The organism is Polyangiaceae bacterium (genome assembly GCA_015075635.1).
Classification (GTDB): Bacteria; Myxococcota_A; Polyangia; order Polyangiales; family Polyangiaceae; genus JADJKB01.
In genome coordinates, this window is the sequence record JABTUA010000001.1 from 979,231 (window position 1) to 996,760 (window position 17,530).

16 protein-coding genes and 1 pseudogene are annotated in these 17,530 nt (G+C 70.4%); 8 read left to right on the forward strand and 9 right to left on the reverse strand.

From position 1 onward, the window contains the following. Positions 1-194 precede the first annotated feature (194 nt). On the forward strand, positions 195-677 hold the full coding sequence (locus HS104_04540; protein MBE7479247.1) for a response regulator: 483 nt from the start codon (positions 195-197) through the stop codon (positions 675-677). Here the strand turns inward: HS104_04540 and HS104_04545 are convergent. Together HS104_04545 and HS104_04550 are read right to left on the reverse strand one after the other, a co-directional pair. Further along, positions 674-2,236: a serine/threonine protein kinase gene (locus tag HS104_04545; GenBank protein MBE7479248.1), complete on the reverse strand. Its 1,563-nt coding sequence runs from the start codon at positions 2,234-2,236 to the stop codon at positions 674-676. The genes HS104_04540 and HS104_04545 overlap by 4 nt on opposite strands. 80 nt (positions 2,237-2,316) lie before the next feature. Next, the gene (locus HS104_04550; protein MBE7479249.1) at positions 2,317-3,231 is read right to left on the reverse strand and encodes an ArsA family ATPase; all 915 of its coding nucleotides are present in this window, start codon (positions 3,229-3,231) and stop codon (positions 2,317-2,319) included. A gap of 29 nt (positions 3,232-3,260) precedes the next feature. Between HS104_04550 and HS104_04555 the strand changes: the two genes are divergently transcribed. Next, positions 3,261-3,890, forward strand: a complete 630-nt coding sequence (locus HS104_04555) for a hypothetical protein (protein ID MBE7479250.1) — start codon at positions 3,261-3,263, stop codon at positions 3,888-3,890. A 242-nt stretch (positions 3,891-4,132) separates the two neighbouring features. On the opposite strand, the gene HS104_04560 is transcribed toward HS104_04555, so the two are convergent. The 5 genes from HS104_04560 to HS104_04580 are packed head-to-tail and all read right to left on the reverse strand — an operon-like array spanning position 4,133 to position 7,451. Further along, positions 4,133-4,651 carry a leucyl aminopeptidase gene (locus HS104_04560; protein MBE7479251.1) on the reverse strand — a complete coding sequence of 173 codons (519 nt, stop codon included), beginning with the start codon at positions 4,649-4,651 and terminating at the stop codon, positions 4,133-4,135. 7 nt (positions 4,652-4,658) lie between these two features. Next, positions 4,659-5,087: a transcription antitermination factor NusB gene (gene nusB / locus HS104_04565; protein MBE7479252.1), complete on the reverse strand. Its 429-nt coding sequence runs from the start codon at positions 5,085-5,087 to the stop codon at positions 4,659-4,661. A gap of 5 nt (positions 5,088-5,092) precedes the next feature. After that, positions 5,093-5,584, reverse strand: coding sequence for a 6,7-dimethyl-8-ribityllumazine synthase (locus HS104_04570; GenBank protein MBE7479253.1), 492 nt, complete (start codon positions 5,582-5,584; stop codon positions 5,093-5,095). An 8-nt stretch (positions 5,585-5,592) separates the two neighbouring features. Beyond that, the gene (gene ribB / locus HS104_04575; protein ID MBE7479254.1) at positions 5,593-6,798 is read right to left on the reverse strand and encodes a 3,4-dihydroxy-2-butanone-4-phosphate synthase; all 1,206 of its coding nucleotides are present in this window, start codon (positions 6,796-6,798) and stop codon (positions 5,593-5,595) included. Positions 6,799-6,806: 8 nt separating this feature from the next. Continuing rightward, positions 6,807-7,451, reverse strand: coding sequence for a riboflavin synthase (locus HS104_04580; GenBank protein MBE7479255.1), 645 nt, complete (start codon positions 7,449-7,451; stop codon positions 6,807-6,809). Between the two features lie 51 nt (positions 7,452-7,502). On the opposite strand from HS104_04580, the gene HS104_04585 reads away from it, so the two are divergent. The 3 genes from HS104_04585 (at position 7,503) to HS104_04595 (ending at position 10,932) form a co-directional block, all read left to right on the forward strand. After that, complete coding sequence (locus HS104_04585) at positions 7,503-8,069, forward strand: hypothetical protein (protein ID MBE7479256.1); 567 nt, start codon at positions 7,503-7,505, stop codon at positions 8,067-8,069. Between the two features lie 163 nt (positions 8,070-8,232). Further along, entirely contained in the window at positions 8,233-9,348 is a 1,116-nt protein-coding gene (gene alr, locus HS104_04590) for an alanine racemase (protein ID MBE7479257.1), read from the forward strand. A 579-nt stretch (positions 9,349-9,927) separates the two neighbouring features. After that, positions 9,928-10,932, forward strand: a complete 1,005-nt coding sequence (locus tag HS104_04595; protein ID MBE7479258.1) for an RlmE family RNA methyltransferase — start codon at positions 9,928-9,930, stop codon at positions 10,930-10,932. Between the two features lie 721 nt (positions 10,933-11,653). Here HS104_04595 and HS104_04600 read toward each other — a convergent pair. Further along, a pseudogene (locus HS104_04600) lies at positions 11,654-11,794 on the reverse strand (cell envelope biogenesis protein OmpA). Between the two features lie 295 nt (positions 11,795-12,089). On the opposite strand from HS104_04600, the gene HS104_04605 reads away from it, so the two are divergent. Continuing rightward, the gene (locus HS104_04605; protein ID MBE7479259.1) at positions 12,090-13,970 is read left to right on the forward strand and encodes a hypothetical protein; all 1,881 of its coding nucleotides are present in this window, start codon (positions 12,090-12,092) and stop codon (positions 13,968-13,970) included. Between the two features lie 163 nt (positions 13,971-14,133). After that, the gene (locus tag HS104_04610; protein ID MBE7479260.1) at positions 14,134-14,547 is read left to right on the forward strand and encodes a hypothetical protein; all 414 of its coding nucleotides are present in this window, start codon (positions 14,134-14,136) and stop codon (positions 14,545-14,547) included. A gap of 2 nt (positions 14,548-14,549) precedes the next feature. Here the strand turns inward: HS104_04610 and HS104_04615 are convergent, their stop codons facing one another. Beyond that, the gene (locus tag HS104_04615) at positions 14,550-15,428 is read right to left on the reverse strand and encodes a hypothetical protein (protein ID MBE7479261.1); all 879 of its coding nucleotides are present in this window, start codon (positions 15,426-15,428) and stop codon (positions 14,550-14,552) included. Positions 15,429-15,535: 107 nt separating this feature from the next. Here HS104_04615 and HS104_04620 point away from each other — a divergent pair, with 107 nt between their 5' ends. Continuing rightward, entirely contained in the window at positions 15,536-17,524 is a 1,989-nt protein-coding gene (locus tag HS104_04620) for a serine/threonine protein kinase (GenBank protein MBE7479262.1), read from the forward strand. Positions 17,525-17,530: the final 6 nt, after the last annotated feature.

Genomic DNA, 17,530 nt, shown 5'->3' on the forward strand with positions numbered 1-17,530 from the left:
ACCGCGCCGGGAGCGCATTTGCGCTCTCGACGCGGGCCCGCACCTGCGCGGCCGATTTCAGGGCTGCCGTGCAGATCTGAAATGGGCGGCCCGGAGAAGGTTCCGCTACGACACAATTTCAGACACTTGGCGCCGGATTGGCCCGGCACGCGGCCTGCAACGTGCGGGGTATGCCGCGGGCGCGACTTCGGGTCATGGAGGTCTTTGCACAAGACGGACGAACCCCCGACGATCGCGGCAAGGTGCTGACGCTCGAGTCTCGTCCGCACTCCAGCCGGGCGCCGATTCGACGGGACGGCAGCCAGGTCACGCCGCGCCTGCTCTTGGCGGAGGCGGATCGCGCGGCGCGCGGGCTGCTCCTACCCTGGCTGGGTGACCTGGGCGCGGAGATCGTGGAGGCCCGCGACGGCGACTCGCTGGAGCAGACTCTGCTCGCTGGGCCACGCTTTCATCTGGTGATCGCCAGTGCGCGGCTGCCGGAGCCGAGCGCGCTGCAGGTGCTGGCGCGCGTGCGCCGTCAGGGTGTGACCACGCCGTTCATCGTGGTGACGTCCGTGCACGGCAACATGCTGCGCATCTTCATGAGCGACTCCGAGGGCACGGTGCTGTCGAGCCGGATGGTGGACGGCCACAACCTGGCCTCGCTCATCACCGGCATGATCGACAACCCGCGCTAGCCTGCGTCCGGCTTCAGCGGCGCAGGGGGTGTCGGCAACGCCGGGGGCTTGTTTTCCTCAGGCGGCTTCGGCTCGGGGGGCTTCGGCGCGGGCTCCTCGGTGCCCGTCTTGCCCCAGTCGCGATCGGTCGAGGCGTCCGCCGGGCCCTTCTTCTCCTTGTCCGGCTTGTCTTCCGACGAGACGGGCTTCGCGACCGAGGCGTCCGCGCTCGCTGCCGTGCTCGCTTCCGCTGCTGCGTCCGCGCTCTCGGTGTCGGCAGCGTCGGACTCGTGCTCCGGCTCGCGCTCTTTCTTGACCGGCCTCGGCTCGCTCTCGGCGCTCGCCGAGGGTGGCGTGGCCGCGACGCCCGCCTCCGCCGATGGCTCCGTCTCCGGCGTGGTGCTTCCCAGCACGTCTGGGCCGCCCAGGACCAGGAACCCCGCCACCGCGCCCACCGCCAGCGCCAGGCCACCGACGCCCACCAGGAGCGCCGTGCGGCTCGAGCTCTGCGGCACGCTCGACTGCGTGGTGCCGAACTGGCGCACGGTCAGCGACGGCCTCTTGGCGCTCGGCACCGCGAGCTCGTCGTCGTCCTTGGGCGCGTCCACGATGGTCTTCGCGGTGCCGCTCGACTCGGCGTCGCGGTCGCTGCGCACGACAACGCTCTTGGGCGGCGCGGTCATCTCGTCGTCGGAGATCGTGGCCAGGGTCTCCCGCGCCTCGAGCCCCACCACCTCGCGCAGGCCGTCCGCCAGCTCGCGCGCCGTCTGGTAGCGCAGCTCCGGATCGCGGTTGCAGGCCTTGGCGAACCAGTCGTCGAACCTGGGTGGGACCTCGGCGATCTGGCTCGGCACGGGCATGTCCCGCACGCAGATCTGCAGCACCAGGTCACCGAGCCCGTCGCTCTCGAAAGGGCGCTTGCCCGTCACGCACTCGTAGGCGATGACGCCCAAGGACCAGAGGTCCGAGCGCGGGTCGATGGTCTTGTTGCCCTGGGCCTGCTCGGGGCTCATGTAGAACGGCGTCCCGAGCAGCGAGCCCGTACGCGTGCGCGTGCCCTTGGGACCGAGCTGGGCCTTGTCCACCTTGGCGACGCCGAAGTCGAGCACCTTGGCGATCTCCGCGTCCTCGTTCTTCACGATGAACACGTTCTCGGGCTTGAGGTCGCGGTGGATGATGCCCGCCTCGTGCGCGCGGGCCACGGCGCGAGCCACCTGTGTGATGACGCGCGTGGTGTCGAGCGCGGTCATCGTGCCGAGGCGCGCCAGCCGCTGCTGCAGCGTCTCGCCCTCCAGAAGCTCCATCGCGATGTACGGGACGCCGTCGTCGATGCCGTAGTCGAGGGTCTGCACCACGTGCGGGCTGCGCAGCGCCGCGGCGGAGCGGGCCTCGCGGATGAAGCGGTCGTGGGCCTCTTCGTCCTTGGACAGGTCGCGGTCGAGGACCTTGACCGCGACCGGCGCGCACAAGACCAGGTGCTCGGCGCGCCACACGGTCCCCATGCCACCCTCCCCCAGCTTCTCCTCGAGCCGGTAGCGTCCGGCCAGAACGAGGCCTCTCTCGGGGACTTTGGGTGCCATGCCTTGCCGACCCGTCACGATAGCGCTCGGACGGCGCGAGGGCAGCTTTTTATCCCGGGCCTTTTTGTGATTACCGAGGGTTAGAAGCGAGTGGCGAGCTCCGCGATGGCCTCCGGCGTCGCCGCGTCCTTCCGCAAGAGCGGCAGCTCGACCTGCGCGCCGCCGAGCGCGCGCAGGCGCGAGAGGCTCTGCGCCTGCACGCGCTCACGGATCGAGCGACGGATGCCGCAGGCGATCGCTTCGTCGCCGGGCCGGCTGCGATCGAGCGTCAGGTCCGACAGCAGTAGTGCTCGCTCGGCCTCGCTGAACATGGACTCGATGACGCCGTTGATGACCAGCGTCGCGACGGGCAGGAAGAGCTCCTTCTCGAGCGCGTCGTAGAGCTCCAGCGTCTCGTTCGTCGGCATGTCCTCCGGCAGCGTCACCACCACCACGCCGCTCTGCTTCTCGTCCTGGAACATCTTCCAGGCACGCTCCGCGTCGCGGCGCAGCACACCGGGCGGCACCACGTCCACGATCACCTTGGGCACCCGCAGCATGTCCAGGCCGTGGCCGGTCGCCGGCGCGTCGAACAGCACCACGTCGAAGCGCGGCCGACCGTCCGCGCTCTCCTCGATGGCGTGGAACCAGGCCTTGCCCAGCATGGCCCACTCGTGCAAGCCCGGCACGCCCGCGAAGAACTGGCGGACGTACTTGTTGTCGAAGACGGCGCCGAACACCACCTCGCTCTTCAGGACCATGCCACCGTATTCGCGCAGCGCGACCTGGGGCACGAGCTTCACCGCGAAGAGCCGCTCCCTGAGCTGCCGCACCTCCGAGGTCAGGGGGGCGGAGCCCAGGAGCAGGCTGATGCGCTCCTTGGCGTCGCAGGCCGTGACCAGGACGCGTTTACCCCGCGCCGCCATGGCTACTGCCAGGGCGGCGGTCACCGTCGATTTGCCGACACCCCCTTTGCCGGTGACGAACAAGAAGCGACGCTGGTCGAGGGGCGTCATCTGCGCTACTCGGAACGAGCTGCCATACCATGCTTCGCGTCGAACCTTGCCCCGTTTCCGCACTCTGGCCCCTGGCGCTCGCGCTTTGGGCCTGCACTCCGGCGCCCAGCGCCGATCCCGCTGCGTCGGCCGCCAGCGCCACAGCGCCGGCACCCGCCACGGCGAGCGCCGCCTGGGGGGAAGGAGAGAAGTTCGGCCACGGAGGGTTCCCCGTCGCGAGCGGACCGCGCCTGGCCATCGTCGCGGGACAAGGCGTGGGGGCGATTCGCCTCGGCGCGTCCGTCGCCACCGTGGAGCGGCTGATGGAGGCGCCCTGCGACGAGAAGACGCAGAGTCTGTGCCGTTACGTCGCCCGCGCGGTCGAGTTCGAGCTGAACGATCAGGGCAAGGTGAAGCGCATCCGCGCGCACCGGCAAGGCCGCAAGGCAGGCGGCAAGGTCTACGGCTTGTTCAACGGAGCCATCCCCCCGGACCTGATGTTCGGCATGATCCCCGCGGCCATCCAGCAGTATTTGGGTCCGCCGGAGAAGGTCATCGAGAACAACGAAGGGGCCGCGCCGGAGGCCTTCGCGCAGCACGTCTACAAGGGCCTCGTGCTCGAGTGGGACAAGCTGCCGAACGGCCGCACGGCGCTCGGCGGGGCGCGGATCCCGGACTAGACTCGACTTGGGCAGTCTTGCCACGATCAGATCACGATCATCAGGAGTGGCGAGAACCCACGGGAACTGCCGGCGAACGCGCTTCGCGATACCCGGAGGGGTGGGCCGGCGGGTGCTTCCTCGTCCCGCGGGATGAGTCGCGACTTTCTCGCAGGTCACGCTTCGGGGTTTGACCTCGACGAAACGGACACGCGGCAGGTCTTTCACGGCGTGAGAGTGCGCAAGTCGAGACTAGAGCCCGCTCAAGGCTGCCGCACGCGGCGGCGCTCCGCCACCATGTGCTGCGTGATGCTGCGTTGAGCCTCGGCGGTCTCGACCAGCGTCCAAACGTCGTGCTCCGGCCGCGACGCCGCTTGCTCCAGCAGGATGTCGGCGGCGCGCTCCGGCAAGATCGCGTCGAAGTGCCGGCCCGGCAGCTCCACCACCGCGGAGCGCACGCAGAGGCCCTCCAGCGTCGCGAGCATGTTCTCGATCACGCGGCGGAAGGTCTTCTCGCCGAACGCGGAGCGGGGGCCGCAGCCGAAGAACACCAGCTTGTCGAAGGGCAGCTTCGGCTTGCCGGGGACGAGCAGCACCTCACCCAACGCACCGGTGGCGTAGCCGCTCCGGAGCAGCTCCGAGACGCGGCCGGCCAGGCGCCAGTCCACCAGCCCGGCCACGCCGTGCGGCGGGCGCTCGTCCTCGGTCAGGGTGCCGAGCAAGACCTCCGTCGCGGCCAGATCCAGGCGCCTGAGGTCTCGGGTGACGAAGCGCAGGTCCATCGCTCGCTCAACCGGCGGCGTCCGCGTCCTTGCGCCCCAGATCGTTGGCGATGCGCTCGAGCACGCCGTTCACGAACGCTCCGCTGTCTTCGGTGCCGTAGCGCTTCGCAAGCTCCACGGCCTCGTCGATGATCACGGCCCGCGGCGTCTCGGGCTGGGTGCGGAGCTCCCAGGCGCCCATGCGCAAAAGGTTCCGGTCCACCCGCGTCATGCGCTCCAGTCGCCAGTTGGTGCTGGCGGCGCGGATCAGCGCGTCCGTCGCCTCCTTGTCGGAGCACACGCCGCGCACGATCTCGTTGGCGTAGTCCCGACCCTCGGCGTCACCGGGCATCTCGCGCCAGAAGTCGAAGATGGCCTGATCGGCCTGTGCGCCGCTCATCTCCATGCCGAAGAGCAGCTGCAAGGCCGCTTCGCGTGCTCCGCTGCGTGCGCCCATGGTGGCTAGAGCCCGGCGTCGGCGAGGGCCTTGCCGAGGCTCACCATCTCGATGGCGGCCATCGCGGCGTCGTAGCCCTTGTTGCCCATCTTGGTGCCGGCGCGCTCGATGGCCTGCTCGATGCTGTCCGTGGTGAGCACGCCGAACACCACCGGCACGCCGCTCTCTGCGGAGGCAGCGGCCACGCCCTTGGCGGCTTCGGCGGCGACGTAGTCGAAGTGCGGCGTACCGCCGCGGATCACCGCGCCCAGGGCGATCACAGCGTCGAGCTTGCCGCTCTTGCAGAGGCGCGAGCAGACCAGCGGCAGCTCCCAGCTGCCTGGCACCCGCACCAGCGTGACGTGATCGGACGGGACGCCGTGACGCGCGAAGGCGTCCAGCGCGCCGGCCACCAGCCGGTCCACGATGAAGTCGTTGAAGCGCGACGCGACGATGCCGAAGCGCGCCTTGCCCGGCGGGATCAGCGTGCCTTCGATGAGCTTGGGTGAGTCGGACATCGGAGGACCTACGATAGCTGGCTCGGGCGGTTCTTCACCAGCGGCACGCTCTCTACCACCTCGAGGCCGTAGCCGTGGATGCCGGCGATCTTGCGCGGATTGTTGGTCAAGAGCCGGATCTGGCTCACGCCCAGCTCGCGCAGCACCTGCGCGCCCAGGCCGTATTCGCGCAGCGTGCCGCCGTGGGCGCGGCTGTCCAGCGGGGCCGGTGAGGCCAGCGGCGAGCTCTTGGTGCGGCGAGCGATCGACTCGAGCTCGGCGCTCAGATCCCCGCTCGGCGGCAGGTACACGATCACGCCGCGGCCTTCGGCCTCGATGGCGTCCACGGCCTCGAAGAGGTTGCGCCCGCCCTCGCTCGCCGGCGAGGCGAACACGTCACCGAGCGTGGAGCCGGAGTGCATGCGACACAGGATGGCCCCCGGTCGAGACAGGTCGCCCTTCACCAAGGCCATCAACTGGCGATCTTCCACGGTCGCCTCGTAGACGATGGCTCGCCAGGCGGTGTCGGTCCTGTCCAGGACGATGTCCGCCTCCTCGGCGCGCTCGACCAACCTCTCGGCCTGCAGCCGGTAGCGGATCAGATCCGCGATGGTCAGGATCACGAGCCCGTGTCTCTCGGCGAAGCGCTCGAGATCCGGCATCCGCGCCATGGTGCCGTCGTCGTTCATGATCTCGCAGATCACGCCGGCCGGAGTGAGTCCCGCGAGCCGCGCCAGGTCCACCGAGCCTTCGGTCTGTCCGGCGCGCACCAGGACGCCGCCGCGCCGCGCGCGCAGCGGGAACACGTGGCCGGGCGTCACCAGGTCGTCCGGCTTCGCGTCGGGGGCGATGGCGACCTTCACGGTGTGGGCGCGGTCCGCCGCGCTGATGCCGGTGGTCACGCCCTCTCGCGCCTCCACGCTGACGGTGAACGCCGTGCCGAGCGGCGGTCCGGCGCGCCCCTTGGGCGGCTGCATCATCGGCAGCTCCAGCCGCTCCACCTGGCCTTCGGTCAAGGTCAGGCAGATCAAGCCGCGGCCGTGGATGGCCATGAAGTTGATGGCCTCCGGCGTGACCTGATCGGCGGCCATGGTCAGATCGCCTTCGTTCTCGCGATCTTCGTCGTCTACCAAGATCACCATCTTGCCGGCGCGGATGTCGTCCAACGCGCGGCGCACGCGGGTGAGCGGCTCGGGCTCGATGTCCAGGGGGCGGGGGGCAGCGCGGTGAGGCATGACTCGACTCAGGATCGGATGAAGCCGGCGCGCTCCAGCACGTCGCGCAGGCGAGCGTCGGGATCGGCGCTGGAGGCGTCCAGGTAGCGGAGCACGTAGCGCGCGACCAAGTCGACCTCCATGTTCAGCTCAACGCCGGCGGCCAGACGCCCGAGGTTCGTCACCTCGCGGGTGTGCGGGATCAACATCACGTCGAAGGCGTCGCCCTGGAGACCGTTGACCGTGAGCGAAGTCCCGTCCAGCGTGACCGAGCCTTTCGGCGCGACGAAGCGCGCGAGCTCCGCTGGCGGCTCCACCCACACGCGCCAGGCTTCGCCCACGCTCTCCACGGAGCGTACCTTGGCCACGCCGTCCACGTGCCCGCTCACCAGGTGCCCGCCGAGCCGGTCGCCGACCCTGAGCGAACGCTCCAGGTTCACGCGGGCGCCCAACGGCAGCCGACCGAGGGTGGTCTTCTCCGCCGTCTCGAGCGACACGTCGGCGGAGAATCCGCGCTCGTCGTGCGCGATCACCGTCAGACAGGCGCCGCTCACGGCGATGGAGTCACCGAGCTCGAGCGGGCCGAGCGTGCAGGCGACTTCCAGGCGAAAGCCCGGCCCCCGGCGCTCCCGCGCGCGGAGCTCGCCCGTGGTCTCGACCAAGCCGGTGAACATGCCGCCGTCCATAGCACCTCGGCCGAGCCGACCGTGATCTATAGTCGGGGAGTGCCCCGCCGCTCCCTGGCCCTCGCGCTCGCCGTCGCCGCTTGTGGCCCGAGCGTGAGCGCCATCTACGAGGGGAACATCCGCTTCGAGCACTGCTACCGGCTCGACCTGGACGAGAAGGTCGCGCCCGGGCACCGCATCACGTGCTGGAAGGAGTGGAGCCAGCGCTACACGTATGGACAGACCCGCGATCGCCTGGAGTACGCGCGCCGGCGCATCGCCACGCTGGCGACCGGTGACAGCTCTCGGCCCGAGCTCGACCTGAGCGTGCACGACGGCGGGACCGGTGCGACGGAGGCGCCGGTGCCGACCAGCTTGCACGCGCCACCGCCGCCGCTGGTCTCCACCGCGACGGCGGGCAAGGATGCGGGCGCGCCTGACGGCGCCGTCGCGAACAAACCGGACGCTTCGCCCGCGGAGCCGCCGGGCGCCGACTGCGCCGCGGACTGCCGCTCGTCCTGGAGAGAGTGTCGAGAAGCCTGCAATCCGGACGCGGGAACCAAGCGCGGGAGCTGCAAGACCTGCGACGCGGACTACGGCAGGTGCGTTCAGCGTTGCTACAGGTGAGCCCCAATTAGTTGACGCGGCACGACGACCGGGGCTAGGCAGTTTCGACAATCCAAAGGCCACGATGACGGTGCAGCATCCTCTGCTCGGACCCGGCGTGAGCGCCCTCAGCACACCACTTCCGCGCGTGCTCCGGCCGCAGCGGGCCGTCCCTTCGGACGCCGTGCGGCCCACCCGCGCCGAGATCAACCTGGCGAACCTGCGCCACAACCTGCGCGTCTTGCAGCGGGTGGCGGGCGGCGCCCAGGTCTGGGGCGTGCTCAAGGCCGACGGCTACGGCCACGGCGCCAAGGCCGTCGCGCGCACGCTGGAGCGGGCCGGCGCCACGGGCCTGTGCGTCGCGCTCCTGGAGGAGGGCATCGAGCTGCGCGAGGCGGGGATCCGCGTGCCCATCCTGGTCATGGGTGGCTATTACGGCCGCGCCTGGGGCGAGCTCCTGCGCCACGAGCTGACGCCGGTGGTGTTCGAGGCCGGGCACATCGAGGAGCTGGCGGACGAGGTCCGCTACTCGTCGAGCGAGCCCATCAACGTCCACGTCAAGATCGACACGGGCATGGGCCGCCTGGGCGTGATGCCGAAGGACGCCGGAAGGCTCGGGGCCGCGCTCCTGCGTCACCCGGAGGTCCAGCTCGAGGGGCTGATGACCCACTTCGCCTGCGCCGACACCGGTGAGGGCATCGACGAGCAGCTCGACCGTTTCGACGCGGCGACGGCCAGCTTGCGCGCGATGGGCCTCTCGCCCCGCTTGCGCCACGCCGCCAACAGCGCCGCGGCCCTCGCGAGCCCTCGCGCTCGCCTCGACCTGGTGCGTCCGGGCATCGCCCTGTTCGGCGTCTCGCCCAGCGACGGCCTGTCCACGGAGCTTCGCCCCGTGATGCGCATCCAGAGCGAGATCATCGCGCTGCGCGATCTCGCGCCGGGCATGAGCGCGGGCTACGGCGCCACCTGGCGTGCGACGCGGCCGAGCCGCATCGCCACCGTGCCCATGGGCTACGCCGACGGCCTGTCCCGCGGGCTGTCCAACAACGGCTTCGCGCTGGTGCGCGGCAAGCGCGCGCCCATCGTCGGTGTGGTCAGCATGGACATGACCATGATCGACGTGACGGACATCGACGGCGCGCGGATGGGCGACGAGACGGTGCTGCTCGGCGCGCAGAAGGGCCCGCTGGGCAGCGACGCAATCACCGCCGAAGAAATCGCCAAGCACCTCGGCAGCATTCCCTGGGAAGTGCTGACGGCGGTGTCGCGGCGCGTGCCGCGCTTCTACCGCGAGCCTTGAGCGCCGGTTGCGTTCCTTCGCGACCACCGTTAGCCTTGGCTGAGTGAGGGTGAAGCTCGCTCTCGGGTCGGTGCTCCTGGGGCTGCTCGCGTTCGGGGGCTGCTCTTCGAGCACGACGAACCCGAGCGAGCAGTCGGGTGGCAGCGCCGGGGCACCGAGCGGCGGGAGCGCGGGTGACGCTTCTTCCACGGGCGGCACGGCGGGCGCACCGGGCGGCGGCGCGCCGGGTGGAGGCGGAGCACCCGGCGGCAGCGGCGGCGGGCCGAGCGGCGGCGGCGGTAGCGGCGCGAGCGGCGGAAGCGGCGGCAGCTGCGGCGCCGAGCTCTGCAACAACAAGGACGACGACTGCGACGGGCAGGTCGACGAGGGGCTCACGCAGTCGTGCAGCACGAGCTGCGGCAGCGGCACCCAGACCTGCGCTGCGGGCAGCTGGGGCGCGTGCAGCGCCCAGCAGCCGACCAGCTGCATGAACTACGCGACCTGCAAGCAAGAGCCGCAGTGCTCCTGCCCCTCGGCACCGGCCGAGACCTGCAACCTGAAGGACGACAACTGCGACAACAACTGCGACGACTTCGCCGGATGTCGCAACGGAGTCCACCGCTCGAGCAAGGCCGGCGAGCACTTCTACACCACGAGCCTGACCGAGGCGGCCTGCTGCGGCTTCACCGTCGAGCTCCAGAACTTCTTCTACGTGTACAAGGCAACCACCACGGGGCTGGTGGCCTTCCATCGCTGTCTGCTCGCGAACGGAAAGCACTTCTACACCCAGGCCAGCAACTGCGAGGGGGCCGCGGGCGCGCTGAACGAAGGTGTGCTCGGCTACGTCGCGACCAGCGCCACTTGCGGCGCGGTCCCGCTCTATCGGCTCAGCCACCCGAGCAGCAGCCACTTCTACACCACGAGCCTCGCCGAGAAGAACAACGCCGTCAGCGCCTTCGGCTACATCGACGAAGGCATCGCCGGGTACGTCTGGTCCACCTCGTGAGCCGCCGCCAGAACCCGTACTCCCGCGCCGACGCGCGCACGCTGGCCGCCAAGGCGCAGGGTTATCCCGCCCGCAGCGTGTTCAAGCTGGAGGAGATCGACCGCCGGGTGCGCCTGTTCGGCCCCGGCAAGCACGTGCTGGATCTGGGGGCGGCGCCAGGCAGCTGGAGCCTGTACGCGGCGCAGAAGGTCGGCCCCAAGGGACGTGTGCTCGCGGTGGACCTTCAGGAGATCCGCCAGGCCTTTCCCGAGCAGGTGACGGTGATCCGCGGCGACGCGCTCGACCTGACGAACGAGGCCCTCTCGACCTTCGCGCCCTACGACGTCGTGTTGAGCGACATGGCGCCGAGCACGAGCGGCAGCAAGGTGCGCGACCAGACCCTTTCCTTCGAGCTCTTCATGCGCGCGCTCGAAGTGGCGGCGGCGCTGGGCAAGCCCGGTGGCGCGTTCGTCGGCAAGCTGTTCATGAGCGCCGACTTCCAGGCGGCCAAGCAGGCCGTGAAGGCGCGCTACGCCAAGGAGCAGACGATTCGCCCGGCGGGGACCCGTTCGGTGAGCTCGGAGGTGTTCCTGGTCGGGGTCGGGCTGAACCGGGCCTGAGCGTCCGGAAGGATTCCACCCGGAGTCCGGACTGTCGCCGAACCCACGGCGGATCCTTGGGGTTTCCCGCCATTTCCGGGCGCATGTGCGCCGGCACGCGCCTTGCTCCCCAGAGCACCATGCGTGTCCTGGCTCCCTCGCTCGCGTTCCTGCTCTCGGTCGTCGCACTGGGCTGTGCCACGGATACCTCGCCGCCCCCGATCACCGGCGACCTGGGCGACACCTCGGGAACGCTCAAGGTAGGCTGTACGCTCTCCCGCGACGGCATCCTCGCCAGCGTGCAGGGTGGGCGCAAGACGGCCATCGAGCGCGGGTTCGCTTGGTACGACGCCCAGGTGCCCTACAGCCAGAGCCAGCAGTACGGCGGGTACCGCACGGACTGCTCGGGCTTCGTCTCGATGTGCTGGGAGCTCGGCACGTCGTACACGACGGCGAGCTTCGTCGAGGATGGCGCCGAGTGGTCGAGCCTCGGCTCCTTCGACGAGCTCGTGCCCGCCGACGCCATGGTCTACCGCAGCGGAAAGTCCGGCCACATCGTGATGTTCGTGGGCTGGAACGACGCGGCCAAGACCGAGGCCTGCGTGCTCGAGCAGGCGAGCACCGCGGACGACATGCAGTTCCGTGCGCGCACCGTCGACTCGCTCGTCTCCGGCGGCTACCACGCCATCCGCGCCAGCAAGTTCGGCGCCGCGCCGACCGGCAAGTCGGACGCCCCGCAGTGCTACTGCGACGCTGACTGCGCTTCGTACGGCGACTGCTGCGCGGCCTGTTCGGGTGGCAGCGGCGCGGGCGGGAGCAGCGGGGGCGGCAGCGGCGGGGCGGGCGGTGGTGGCGGGGCGAGCGGTGGTGGCAGCGGCGGCGGCGAGCAGTGCTACTGCGACTCGTCTTGCAGCTACTACAACGACTGCTGCGCGGCCTGCGGGGGCGGCAGTGGCAGCGGGGGCAGCGGGGGCGGTAGCGCGGGCAGCGCGGGCAGCGCGGGCAGCGCGGGCAGCGCGGGCAGCGCGGGCAGCGGGGGCGAGCAGTGCTACTGCGACGCCTGGTGCTGGTTCTACGGTGATTGCTGCGCGTCTTGTTGAGCCTCGCTGGTGCGAGACTCTCCCACCTCACTTGCTGCGAGACTTCACCTGCGCGCGGGAGCCGTGCGACAGTTTCGCATGGCGACTCGCGCGCGCGTCATCTCGGCCTGGGCCCGGGCAGCGGTCATCACGCTGGTGCTGGCGACGTTCGGCAGCTGCACCAACAGCCCCGGCGTCGATGCGTCCAACCCCACGACCTGCGGAGCGGGAACGGTCGCGTGCGGTAGCGTCTGCACCAACACCAGCGTGGACGCGCAGAACTGCGGCGCCTGCGGCAAGGTGTGCAACGCGGGAGAGGTGTGCCAGGCGGGAGCTTGCTCGTCGAGCTGCCTCGGCAACCAGCTCGTCTGTGGCGGGACCTGCACCGACACCGACAACGATCCGAAGAATTGCGGTGCTTGCGGCAACGCCTGCGCGGCTCTGGAGGTCTGCGCGTCCGCAAAGTGCGGAGCGAACTGCTCCTTCGGGACCACCAACTGCAACGGCATCTGCGTGGACACCAGCGCCGATCCGGGCAACTGTGGTGCTTGCGGCAACATCTGCTTCGCCGGCGAGCTCTGCGCCGCTGGCAAGTGCAACGCTACCTGCGGGGCCGGCTTCGCCGAATGCGGCGGCAAGTGCGTCGACACCGGCGTGGATCCGGAGAACTGCGGCGCCTGCGGCAAGCTCTGCGCGACCAACAACGGCGAGGTCTGCTCGCTGGGGCAGTGCGCCCTGTCCTGCCTGGGCGGGACCACCAACTGCAGCGGCAAGTGCGTCGACACGAACGTCGACGCCTCGCACTGCGGCGCGTGCGGCAACGCCTGCGCCACCGGCCAGGTGTGCGCCAGCGGCAGCTGCGCGCTCCAGTGCTCCGGCGGGACCGCCAACTGCAGCGGCAAGTGCGTCGACACCCAGATCGACCCGCTGCACTGCGGCGCCTGCGGCAACTCCTGTCCGGCCTCGCAGAGCTGCCAGAACGGGCAGTGCACGCTGGTCTGCTCCGGCGGCCTGACCAAGTGCGGGACGCAGTGCGTCGAGCTCTCGACCAGCGTGGTGCACTGCGGCGCGTGCAACAAGCCATGTCCGAGCGGCAACGCCTGCGTCAACGGCGCCTGTCAGCTGGTCTGCTCGGGCGGCACGACGAATTGCTCGGGGCAGTGCGTGGCGCTGAGCACCGACCCGCTGCACTGCGGCGCCTGCGGCAACGCGTGCGCGGCGGGGCAGACCTGCGCGAACGGCGCCTGCACCGTGGTCTGCAGCGGCGGGCTCACCAAGTGCAACAACCAATGTTACAACTTGAACACCGATCCGGCGCACTGCGGCACCTGCACCACGGCCTGTGCTTCGGGTCAGGTGTGCCAGAACGGCGCCTGCACCACGGTCTGCGGCAGTGGGCTCACGAACTGCAGCAACCAGTGCGTGAACCTGCAGACGAACCCGAGCCACTGCGGCGCCTGCACCACCGTGTGCAGCAGCGCGCAGACCTGCGTCAGCGGCTCCTGCGTCAACACCTGCAACCCGACCCAGAACCTGGCCCTCACGGCCACCGCGGCGAGCAGCGGTGGCGGCTCGGGCACCACCGGCCCCGACAACATGAACGACGGCTATGACGAGTCCCAGTGCTCGGCGCAGGGCTGGCACTGGGTCTCCGCGACGAGCAGCCCAGGCACGGCCTGGGTCGAGCTGACCTGGCCGAGTGCGGTCACGGTCGGCCGCATCAAGATCGACACCACCGCCTGTTCTGCTTCGAGCTGCAGCTCGGTCACCGGTCGCACCGCCGCCGGGGGCACGATCCAGTGGTGGAACGGCTCGTCCTGGGTCACGAACGGCACGGTGGCGGGCAAGACCAACGACTGGGAGTACACCTTCACCGCGCCGGTTTCGACCACCAAGGTCCGCATCTACGGCCTGCACGCGGCATCCTGCAGCCAGGCGTCGAACCCCAAGGTGTTCGAGTTTCAAGCGTTCGGCTGCTGAGCTCCACCCGCCCCTCGACTCTCGCCGGGTGATACGACAGCAACGACCCGGACGACGTGGTGAGCTTCGTCGGTGACACGTCGCTGACGGACTGCTCCGCGCAGTAGCGCCGGCGTTCGCCCGAGCGTGGCGCACCGCACCTCCAGTGCTACGCTGCTCGCACATGAGGGGTGCCCTGGCGGTCGCGGCGGCCTTGGCCCTGGGCTGTAGCCACACCGACCGAATCCGCCCGGTGGACGTCCCTCGGCTCGCGCGCCTCGAGACCGACGACAGCGTGCGCGTGGCCGGGCTCGACGGGGAAACGATCGAGGTCGTCCGCTACAAGGAGGTGCGCCTGCACCCCAAGAGCGGTCACGGCGGATACGTCCTGCGCCGTCCGATTCGCGTGCACCGCTTCGAGGGCGAGACGTGGCTCAGGTCCGGCAACCACGCGCCCATCCCGTTCGAACCGGAGCAATACGCGAGCGCCGAGCTCGAGCACAGCAATCGCACGGAGACGGCCTGGATCGCCGTCGGAGCCGGGCTGGCGGGGGCCTTGGCGGCGTTCTTGTTGTTCCCACCGATGGCTGTGCACTGACCTCAGTAGCCCGTCCTGCGAATCGCGTGGTAGGCGCTCGAGACCGTCCGGTAGCCCTTCACGCATCCGGCCGAGCAGCCCTTGCACTCGTAGGCGTACATCGAGCCCCAGGGGTCGCCCTTGCCGAACAGGAAGATGTGGCCCGCGCCGCCGCTGCGATAGACCATCGCGTCGCCCGCCTTCAGCGAGCCCTGCGGGACCGTGCTCCACTGGCTCCCGTCTTCGTCGAAATCCGCGGTCGAGTAGGGATGCGAGTCCTTGGTGAGATCGATGTTGCTCGACGGGACCTGCCAGATCTTCGCGACGTAGCCGGAGCAATCGCCGCCGTAGCTGCCGCTGTGCGAGCAGTTCGGGCAGCTGCCCGAGCAGGACCCGGCGTTGCTCGCGCTCGGGCCCTCCGGCAGGAACCGACCGTGGCCCCACCAGTAAGAGAAGCCGATACCGCTCTCGGCGCGCAGCATCGCTTCTTCGCCGGGCGTCTTCGTACCGCCACCGCTGGCGCCGCCGCCGCCGCTCGCCCCGCCGCTCGCCCCGCCGCCCGTGCCGCCACTCGGCATGCCGCCCGTCCCGCCGCTCCCGCCCGTACTGCAAGGACCGCAGTCGCCCGGGCACTCGCACGCGCTCTCGCCGGAATCGCAATACCCGTCTCCGCAAGTCGGCCCCGGGATCCCGCCCGCGCCTGCCGCGCCCGCGGCTCCGGCTGCGCCCGCCGCGCCACCGCTGGCGGGTGGCGGGTCCGGAGTGAGCTCACCTTCACCGTCCGGCGCCCCGGCTGCGCCCGCCTCTCCCATCGGCCCACCCTGCTCGGGAACCTCGGTGGCGGCGCACGCGCTCATCAGCACGCCCGAGAGCGCCAAGAGGATCAGCCCGCTCCGTCCCATTTGGCCCCCCGGTAGCAGGAACCGATCCAGCCGCGTTTCGTCGGGGTTTTCTGGGCACCCCCGGGCGGAATGAACGCTCCCGTCTGGAACCGTCCGGACGGCTCCGGATGCGCGTCGTCGACGAAGACGGCAACGCGAGAGTTTTCGTGGACAATTGCCGCGTGGATGAGGACGCCAGCCAACTGACGGAGCTGCTCGAAGGTCGGCTCGACGAAGCCGACGCCGAGGCGCTCGAGACGCGGCTGGAGCGGCGGCCGGCGCTGCGCCGCAAGCTGGCCGACTTGGCGGTCCAGGCGGAGCCCACGCAGCCCGGTCGCACCCTGCGCATTCGACCGGGCCCCGAGCGTCCCGAACCGCCTCGGCTGGAGGGCGTCGACGTGGGCGCCACGCTCGGCCAAGGCGGCATGGCCGTCGTGCGACTCGGCCGGCAGCTCAAGCTCGATCGCGCCGTCGCGGTGAAGACGCTGAGAGGAGACCGCCGCTCGGAGTCGGACGTCGCTCGGCTCCTCCGTGAGGCGCGCGTGACCGGGCGCCTGGAGCACCCCAACATCGTGCCGGTGCACGACATCGTGCGCGGTGCGGATGGCGTGCCTCAGGTCGTGCTGAAGCTGATCGAAGGGCACACCTGGACCGAGCTGATGCGCGACCCGGAACGCGTGCGCGCGCTGTTCGGAGCGACGGATCTGTTGGAGTGGAACCTCGACGTGTTGATGGCGGTGGCCCGTGCGCTCTCCTATGCCCACAGCCGCGGCGTGATCCATCGCGACGTCAAGCCCGGGAACGTCATGCTCGGCTCCTTCGGTGAGGTGTATCTGCTCGACTGGGGCATCGCGCGCGATCTGGACGATCCCGACGGCGCGGAGGAGGACGCTCACGACCTGATGGGCACGACCGGCTACATGGCGCCGGAGCAGCTCTTGGGACGCGACTCACGCCTGGGGCCGTGGACGGACACCTACTTGCTCGGCGCCACCCTGTACCATGTGTTGACCGGTCACCCCCCTCACGCCGGCGTCTCGCTGGAGGCGCGGGTCATCGACGCGGCGACGGATGCGACGCGCTTGCCCGCGCTTCCCGAAGACGTCCCCGTCGAGCTCCGGCGCATCACCGAGCGCGCCCTCGAGCCGGACATCGGCAAGCGCACCGCGCACCCGGAAGACGTACGCCTGGCCCTGGCGACCTTCACCCAACACCGGGGCGCCCTGCGGCTCGTCGAGCGCGGCCACAAGGAACGCGCGCTCGCCGCCAGCGCGGAAGAGCGCGGAGACGAGACGGGCGCAGAGCGTGCCTGCGTCGCGGCGGAGCTCGCCTATCGCGCGGCGCTCGAAGAGTGGGCCGAGTGCGACGAAGCCGTTCGAGGCCTGCGTGAGCTGGCCATTCTGCGCGTCGAGCGCGCACTGTCGCGGGAGGATGCGCATGCTGCAGGCCGCATCGCGGAGGCGCAGCAAGGACTGCCGGAAGAGCTGCTGGAGCGCGTCGCCCGAGCCCGAGCGCGGGCCGTCGCAGAAGAAGCGCGGCTGCGCCGAATCGTGACCGACGCGGATCGGGGTCTCGGGCACAAGATGCGAGGGCTCCTCGGCGCCGTGTTCGGGCTGGTGTGGGTCGGGTTCTGGTGCGTGGTCGCCTTCGTCCCGCCCGCCACCGTGACACCCCTGGTCGGGTTCACCTTGGGCTTCACGGCGATCGGCGTCGTGGTGGTGGCCACCCGTGGAAGGCAGCTGCTCGAGAACCGCATCAACCGTACCAGCATGTCGGTCATCGTGACCGGGATGGCGGCTACTGTCGTCTGGTGCGTGGGCGCCAGCTGGCTCGGCCTCGACATGCGCTCCGTCCTGATCGGCTTCCTGCTGGTGTCGGCGACCTTCGCCAGCGGCATGGCCACCTTGATGGACCCTTGGGGCACGTTCACCGCCCTCGGCTTCGCCGCGGCGTTCCTCGCGGCGTGCTACCGGCCGAGCTGGACGCCGTACGCGGTCGTCGCCGGCAATGCCGTGCTCCTGGTCAACCAGGTCGTGTTGAACATCGCGCGTGCACGCCGCGGGTTCGAGACGCTGCCGCGGGTGCACGGCCGAACCGGCGCGAACGCGCCGGATTGAGCGGAC